Source organism: Spirillospora sp. NPDC049652 (assembly GCF_040675125.1).
Classification (GTDB): domain Bacteria; phylum Actinomycetota; class Actinomycetes; order Streptosporangiales; family Streptosporangiaceae; genus Spirillospora.
Genome location: NZ_JBFAOF010000323.1, coordinates 1 through 7,218 on the forward strand (window position 1 = coordinate 1; position 7,218 = coordinate 7,218).

The 7,218-nt window shown below is 70.8% G+C and carries 5 protein-coding genes and 1 pseudogene; 4 read left to right on the forward strand and 2 right to left on the reverse strand.

From position 1 onward, the window contains the following. Positions 1 to 247 precede the first annotated feature (247 nt). On the forward strand, positions 248 to 3,091 hold the full coding sequence (locus AB0J52_RS20815) for a vitamin B12-dependent ribonucleotide reductase (protein ID WP_500183294.1): 2,844 nt from the start codon (positions 248 to 250) through the stop codon (positions 3,089 to 3,091). Positions 3,092 to 3,237: 146 nt separating this feature from the next. Here AB0J52_RS20815 and AB0J52_RS20820 read toward each other — a convergent pair whose 3' ends face one another. Then, positions 3,238 to 3,612, reverse strand: a complete 375-nt coding sequence (locus AB0J52_RS20820; protein ID WP_500183295.1) for a winged helix-turn-helix transcriptional regulator — start codon at positions 3,610 to 3,612, stop codon at positions 3,238 to 3,240. Between the two features lie 127 nt (positions 3,613 to 3,739). Between AB0J52_RS20820 and AB0J52_RS20825 the strand changes: the two genes are divergently transcribed. The 3 genes from AB0J52_RS20825 (at position 3,740) to AB0J52_RS20835 (ending at position 6,369) form a co-directional block, all read left to right on the forward strand. Next, positions 3,740 to 4,393 (forward strand): NAD(P)-dependent oxidoreductase, encoded by a 654-nt coding sequence (locus tag AB0J52_RS20825; RefSeq protein WP_500183296.1) that lies wholly within the window; start codon positions 3,740 to 3,742, stop codon positions 4,391 to 4,393. A 49-nt stretch (positions 4,394 to 4,442) separates the two neighbouring features. Then, the gene (locus AB0J52_RS20830) at positions 4,443 to 5,360 is read left to right on the forward strand and encodes a TIGR03564 family F420-dependent LLM class oxidoreductase (RefSeq protein WP_500183297.1); all 918 of its coding nucleotides are present in this window, start codon (positions 4,443 to 4,445) and stop codon (positions 5,358 to 5,360) included. 178 nt (positions 5,361 to 5,538) lie between these two features. Continuing rightward, a complete protein-coding gene (locus AB0J52_RS20835; RefSeq protein ID WP_500183298.1) occupies positions 5,539 to 6,369 on the forward strand; it encodes an SAM-dependent methyltransferase in 831 nt (276 codons plus the stop codon). Positions 6,370 to 6,806: 437 nt separating this feature from the next. On the opposite strand, the pseudogene AB0J52_RS20840 reads toward AB0J52_RS20835, so the two are convergent. Then, a pseudogene (locus AB0J52_RS20840) lies at positions 6,807 to 7,218 on the reverse strand (hypothetical protein); the annotation flags it as partial.

Sequence of the window (7,218 nt, forward strand, 5' to 3'; positions counted from 1 at the left end):
GGACGTTCCCCCGGCGGCGGAGCGACGGCCGAGGCCGCCGCGCAGGGCGTGGGCGGGCGACCTCCCACGGGCGGTGACGCGTCCCGGTAGGGCGCTTCCGGCGGCGGTTCAGCCGCCGGTTCCAGTAGTTCAAAAAGACTTCCAGCAAGACGTTTTTTCAGCGCCCGGGGCGGGATGAGGCGGCCCCTGGGCGGGGTTTTACCTGGACAGGGCCCTTTTGCGGGAGGGCCCGAGAGGGGGAGAGGTCATGACGGAGACGGTGAGCGGCTCGGCGGCCAAGCGCGGCAAGGGGGGCCGGAAGGGCCTCAAGGTCGAGCGGATCTTCACCAGGCCCGGTGTGCACCCGTACGACGAGATCACGTGGGAGCGCCGGGACGTCGTCATGACCAACTGGCGCGACGGCTCGGTCAACTTCGAGCAGCGCGGCGTGGAGTTCCCCGACTTCTGGTCGGTGAACGCCGTCAACATCGTGACGTCCAAGTACTTCCGCGGCGCGGTCGGCACGCCGCAGCGCGAGCACAGCCTGAAGCAGCTGATCGACCGGGTCGTCCGGATGTACGTGACGACCGGCGTCGAGCACGGCTACTTCGCCTCGGACGCGGACGCCGAGATCTTCGAGCACGAGCTGACCTACGCCCTCGCGCACCAGATGTTCAGCTTCAACTCGCCGGTCTGGTTCAACGTGGGGACCAAGTCCCCGCAGCAGGTCTCGGCCTGCTTCATCCTGTCGGTGGACGACACGATGGAGTCGATCCTCGACTGGTACAAGGAGGAGGGGATCATCTTCAAGGGCGGTTCGGGCGCGGGCCTGAACCTGTCCCGGATCCGCTCGTCCAAGGAGCTGCTGTCGTCCGGCGGCACCGCGTCCGGCCCGGTCTCGTTCATGCGCGGCGCGGACGCGTCGGCGGGGACGATCAAGTCCGGCGGCGCGACCCGCCGGGCCGCCAAGATGGTCGTGCTGGACGTCGACCACCCGGACATCGCCGAGTTCATCGACACCAAGGCGCGCGAGGAGGACAAGATCCGCGCGCTGCGGGACGCCGGGTTCGACATGGACCTCGGCGGCCGGGACATCAACTCCGTCCAGTACCAGAACGCCAACAACTCGGTCCGGGTGTCGGACGAGTTCATGCGCGCGGTCGAGAACGACGGCGACTTCGGCCTGCGCGGGCGGCTGAACGGCGAGGTCATCGAGACCATCAAGGCCAAGGACCTGTTCCGCCGGATGGCCAAGGCCGCCTGGGAGTGCGCCGACCCGGGCATCCAGTACGACGACACGATCAACGACTGGCACACCAACCCCGAGACCGGCCGGATCACCGCGTCCAACCCGTGCTCGGAGTACATGTCGCTGGACAACTCGTCCTGCAACCTGGCCTCCATCAACCTGCTGAAGTTCCTGCGCCCCGACGACACCTTCGACGTCGCGAACTTCGTCAAGATGACCGAGCTGATCATCACCGCGATGGACATCTCGATCACCTTCGCCGACTTCCCGACCGAGAAGATCGGCGAGACCACCCGGGACTACCGGCAGCTCGGCATCGGCTACGCCAACCTCGGCGCGCTGCTGATGGCGACCGGCCACGCCTACGACTCCGAGGGCGGCCGCTCGCTCGCCGCGACCATCACCTCCCTGATGACCGGCGTCGCCTACCGGCGCTCCGCCGAGATCGCCGGGGTCGTCGGCCCGTACGCCGGGTACGCCCGCAACGCCGAGGCGCACAAGCGCGTCATGCGCAAGCACGCCGCGGCGAACGACGAGATCCGCACCCTGGACGAGATCGACAAGGCCATCCACACCGCCGCGACCGCGCAGTGGCAGGAGTGCCTCAGGACCGGCGAGAAGAACGGGTACCGCAACGCCCAGGCGTCGCTGCTCGCGCCGACCGGCACCATCGGCCTGATGATGGACTGCGACACCACCGGCATCGAGCCGGACCTCGCGCTGATGAAGTTCAAGAAGCTCGTCGGCGGCGGCTCCATGCAGATCGTCAACCTGACCGTGCCGCGCGCGCTGGTCCGGCTCGGCTACCAGCAGGAGCAGATCGAGGCGATCGTCGAGTACATCGCCGAGCACGGCCACGTCGTGGACGCGCCGGGCCTGCGCCCCGAGCACTACGAGGTGTTCGACTGCGCGATGGGCGAGCGCGCGATCTCCCCGATGGGGCACGTCCGGATGATGGCGGCCGTCCAGCCGTTCCTGTCCGGCGCGATCTCCAAGACGGTCAACATGCCCGAGCAGGCCGCCATCGAGGACATCGAGAAGGTCTACTACGAGGGCTGGAAGCTCGGCCTGAAGGCCCTGGCGATCTACCGCGACAACTGCAAGGTCGGCCAGCCGCTCTCCGCCGCGGGCAAGAAGGAGGAGCCGAAGGCCGAGACGGCGCCCGCCGCCGCGGCGCCGGCCGAGGTGCGGCCCGTCCGCAAGCGGCTGCCGAAGCAGCGTCCGGCGATGGTCACCCGGTTCTCCGTCGCGGGCGCCGAGGGCTACATGACCGCCTCGTCCTACCCGGACGACGGTCTCGGCGAGGTCTTCCTGAAGCTCGGCAAGCAGGGCTCGACCCTGGCCGGCGTGATGGACGCCTTCTCGATGGCGATCTCCATCAGCCTCCAGTACGGCGTGCCGCTGGAGACCTGGGTGGAGAAGTTCACCAACATGCGGTTCGAACCCGCCGGCATGACCGACGACCCGGACATCCGCATGGCGACCTCGGTGATGGACTACATCTTCCGCCGCCTGGCCCTGGACCACCTCGACTACGAGACCCGCTCCGAGCTCGGCATCCTGTCCGCCGCCGAGCGCGCGATGCAGGCCAACGGCGAGGACCCGGCGTCCCTGCACTCCCCGGACGCCGAGACCGAGCGGGAGACACTGGCCCAGTCCGCCGAGATCACCCGCGCCCCGGCCGCGTCCGCCGCCCCGGCGAACCCGGCCCCGGCCGCGCCGCACTCGTCGGTCGAGGTCATCGAGAGCCGCCAGGGCCGCACGGCCGACGCGCCGCTCTGCCTGACCTGCGGCACCAAGATGCGCCCGGCCGGCAGCTGCTACGTCTGCGAGGGCTGCGGCTCCACCAGCGGCTGCAGCTGATTCTGGGCGAAGTCGCCGGCGACGCGACAGGCGCCGTGAGCGGCCAACGGGCATAGTGCCTGGTCAAGAGGGGCTTCTGGGGATTCCCGGAAGCCCCTCGACCTGTTTCCGCATGCGGGTGGCGGCACCGGCAGGACGCCTGGTGTTCAGTCCAGGGGACCGGGGGTTTCACGGGCGAGCGTGACACGCTCGTGGGTGTCGCGTGCTGCCCGGACTTCCGGTTCGTGAGCGGCGGACCACTCGCAGCACGCGGCCATGGGTTCGCGCAGCGTATGGCCGAGCGCGGTCAGCTCGTACTCGACGCGCGGGGGCATCTCGGCATAGGCGGTGCGCTTGACCAATCCGTCGCGCTCCATCGCGCGGAGCGTCTCGGTCAGCACCTTCGGGGTCACTCCGTGCAGCGGGACCTGCAATTCGGAGAAACGCCGGGGCCCGGTCTCCAGGCAACGGATGATTCGTCCCGTCCATTTGTCGCCGACGCGGAACAGTGGGGTCTCCGTGGCGCCGCATCCCGCGAACATGTCCCGATCGAGTGGCTGTCTCACGCGACGAGCGTAGTTACTACCGTTGCGGAAACCAAAGGTCGGGCACATAGCGTCCGGGGCAGCGGTCGCCGACCAGGCGGCCTCTGTCGAACGGAGCCCCCTGATGAGCAGCATCGTTGTCTTCGGCGCCGGCGGACGCGCGGGCCGGCGCGCCGTCTCCGAGGCCGTCGCCCGCGGACACGAGGTCACGGCCGTCGTCCGCGACCCGGCCCGGCACGGGCACCTGGCCGGCGCCGGAGTGACGCTGGTGGTCGGAGACGTCACCAAGGCGGACGGCGTCGCGGCGGCCGCGGCCGGGCACGACGCGGCGATCAACGCCGCCGTCCGGCTCGACGTCCCCGCGCGGGAGTTCTTCGACGCCGCGGCGCGCGCCCTGCTGGACGGCCTCGGACGCGCGGGAGTCGGACGGCTGGTGCTGGTGGGGATCGGCACCACCCTGGAGACCGCGCCGGGGGTCCTGGTCCACGACGCGCCCGGCTTCCCGGCGGAGGGCCGGGAGTTCTCCCTCGGACACGCCGCGCAGCTCGACGCGTTCCGCGCCGCGGACACCGAGATCGACTGGCTGGTGGTCGCCCCGCCGCCGGTCGTCCTGGACGACGACGCGCCTCGCACCGGCCGGTACCGGATCGGCGGCGGTCAGGTCCTTCCCGGCGGTGACGGCTCGGCCTCCTTCTCCTACGCCGACCTCGCGGTCGCGCTCGTCGACGAGATCGAGGCCCCGAAGCACCACCGCACGCTGGCCGCCGTGGCCGCCTGACCACCGGGCCCGTCCGCACAGCAGGCCCGTCCGCACAGCAGGAGCGTCAATGCGCATCAGCACGAACGTCGGCATCGGGATCGACCGTCCGCGGACGGTCACCGAGATGGTCGACGAGACCCGGCGCGCCGCCGGCCTCGGCCTCGGGGGCGCGTGGTGGGCGGAGCGGCACACCGCCGACGCGCTCACGTCCGCCACCGTCGCCGGACTCGCGGTGCCCGGCCTCTCTCTCGGAACGGCCGTCGTCACGACGTATCCGCGTCACCCGCTGGCACTGGCCAGTCAGGCGCTGACGGTGCAGGCCGCCACCGGGAACCGGCTCACCCTCGGCATCGGACCCGGGCACAAGCACCAGGTCGAGACGGCCCTCGGGATGAACTACGACCGGCCGGCCCAGCACGTCCGCGAGTATCTGAGCGCGCTGGTGCCGCTGCTGCACGGCGAGCAGGTGGAGTTCGACGGCGAGATCCACCATGTCACTGGGCAGATCCGCACGCCGGGCGCACAGCCGCCGTCCGTGCTCCTGGCCGCGCTGGGGCCCGTCATGCTCCGCACGGCGGGCGGACTCGCCGACGGGACGGTCACCGTCTGGATCGGCGTCCGCACGATCGCGACGCACATCGTTCCGCTGATCACGGCGGCGGCCGACGCCGCCCGGCGACCCGCGCCGAAGGTCGTCGTCAACCTGCCGATCGCGGTCACCGACGATCCCGACGGCGCGCGCTCCTGGGTCGCGGAGCACTTCGGGGCGTCCCGCCGGGTGCCGAGCTACCGGGCGCTGTTCGAACGCGAAGGGGTGGGCGGAGCGGAAGACGTCGTGGTCGTCGGCGATGAACGGCAGGTGGAGAAGGAACTCCGCAGATTCGCGGACGCGGGCGCGACGGAGTTCATCGCGGTGCCGTTCGGTTCGGAGGAGCAGATCACCCGGACCCTCACGGTTCTGGGCGGTATCAACGGACGCGGCTGACGCCCGCCCGGCGTACCGCCGTGACGTCCGGGTCGAGGGACGCTCAACACGATCCGGCGGGGGAGTCGGCGCGGCGATCGGCCGGATGGACCGTGCGAATCGGATGCGGGTGGGGGGTTCGGCTTGGTTTACTGATCTTCCCGGGTGTTCGCCGGGCAAAGCGTGGAACGAGGAGATCATGACGGAATCTACTGAGCTGCCCTCCGCTCGGCCGGAGCAGTGGCGTCCGTCGGAACTCGAGGAGCGGACGCCCTCGGTGGCCCGGATGTACGACTTCATGCTCGGGGGGAAGGACAACCTCGGGGTGGACCGGGAGCGCGCCCGGGAGGCGGTGGCCGCGGACCCGCTGTTCCCGCGGGTCGTCCGGGAGAACCGGGCGTTCCTCGGACGCGTCGCGCGCTTCCTCGCGCAGGACTGCGGGATCGACCAGTTCCTGGACATCGGCACCGGCCTTCCGACGCAGGACAACGTCCACCAGATCGTCCAGCGGGTCAACCCGGACGCGAGCGTCGTCTACGTGGACAACGACCCGGTGGTGCTCGCGCACGGCCGGGCGCTGCTCGCCGACAACAACCGGACCACGGTCATCCAGGCCGACCTGCGGGATCCGAGCGCGATCCTGTCCCACCCGGACGTGCGGCGGCTGCTCGACCTGGACCGTCCGGTGGCGCTGCTCCTGCTGGCGATACTGCACTTCGTCCCGGACGAGGCGGAGCCGCACGCGCTGCTGGACGAACTGCGCGACGCGCTGCCGAGCGGCAGCTACCTGGCGATCACGCACGGCTCGCCCGACCTGCGTCCGGACGTGGTGCACCGGCTGGAGGAGATCTACTCCCGCACGGCCTCGCCCGCGCTCGCGCGGTCGCGCGAGGACGTGGCGCGCTTCTTCGGGGACTTCGAGATGGTCGATCCCGGACTGGTCTGGGTGCCGTGGTGGCGTCCCGAGGAGGAGCCCGCCGAGGACTCCGACCTGGTGTGGTTCCTGGGCGGCGTCGCCCGCAAGCCCTGACGACCGCCGCATCCGCGCGGGTATTCAAATGGCCGCGCGTCGTACCGGACGGCGAGGGCTGACAGCCGAAGCTGGACAGACGAAGGGCCGGGATGCCTCCCGGCCCTTTCTCATGCCCGCACATCTCAGCTCGCATAGGTGATGCCCGCATGCCCAGCCTGCGCATCCCATGCCTACGCATCCGTGTCCGCGTTTGTCGCGCCCACGCGTGTGAGGAAAGCGCGCGCCTCACGCCGCTACCCGCATGTTTCCTCTGCGCGCCGCGCACCTGAGCGTTCCGCGTCCGCGCGTCTGCGTCTGCGCGTCCCGTGTGCGGGCGTCCGCGTCCGTACCTTCCGCTCTGCGTTTCCGCGTCGGGGCGGTTCGCGTCTGCGCGGTTCGCACTGCGTGTCTCCGGGCGCGTATCTGCGTGTCCGCGTGGCTTGTGGCTGCGCGTCTCAGGTGTGGGCGGGTTGGGTGCGGGGGGCGTCCAGGTGGGCGGTGATCATTGAGCGGAGTGCGGCCTTCAGGCGGTCGGGGCCCTCCGCGGTGAGCCGGGCGAGGATCGGGTCGCTGTGCAGGGACCCGAGCATCACATGCGCGATGGTCTCGGCGTCCACCTCCGGGTTCCCGGCGTGGAGCAGCGCGCTGATGTGTCCGTGCCAGAACGCGTAGACGGCGTGCGGATTCGGCTGCTTGGCGTGGTACTCGTCGCTGGACGGCAGCGTGACGCCCGAGCGGGCGAGTTCGGCGAGCAGGCTCTTGTTCCGGCTGACGACGTCCACGATCGCGTCCACGAAGGCGAGCAGGCGCTCGCGGTCGGGCGCGCCCTCGCCGAGCGGCGGCGGGCCGGTGCGCACGGCGTCCTCC

Coding starts and splice junctions, on each gene's coding strand:
- AB0J52_RS20815 (WP_500183294.1), top strand. CDS start 248: ATGACGGAGACGGTGAGCGGCTCGGCGGCCAAGCGCGGCAAGGGGGGC.
- AB0J52_RS20825 (WP_500183296.1), top strand. CDS start 3,740: ATGAGCAGCATCGTTGTCTTCGGCGCCGGCGGACGCGCGGGCCGGCGC.
- AB0J52_RS20835 (WP_500183298.1), top strand. CDS start 5,539: ATGACGGAATCTACTGAGCTGCCCTCCGCTCGGCCGGAGCAGTGGCGT.
- AB0J52_RS20830 (WP_500183297.1), top strand. CDS start 4,443: ATGCGCATCAGCACGAACGTCGGCATCGGGATCGACCGTCCGCGGACG.
- AB0J52_RS20820 (WP_500183295.1), bottom strand. CDS start 3,612: ATGTTCGCGGGATGCGGCGCCACGGAGACCCCACTGTTCCGCGTCGGC.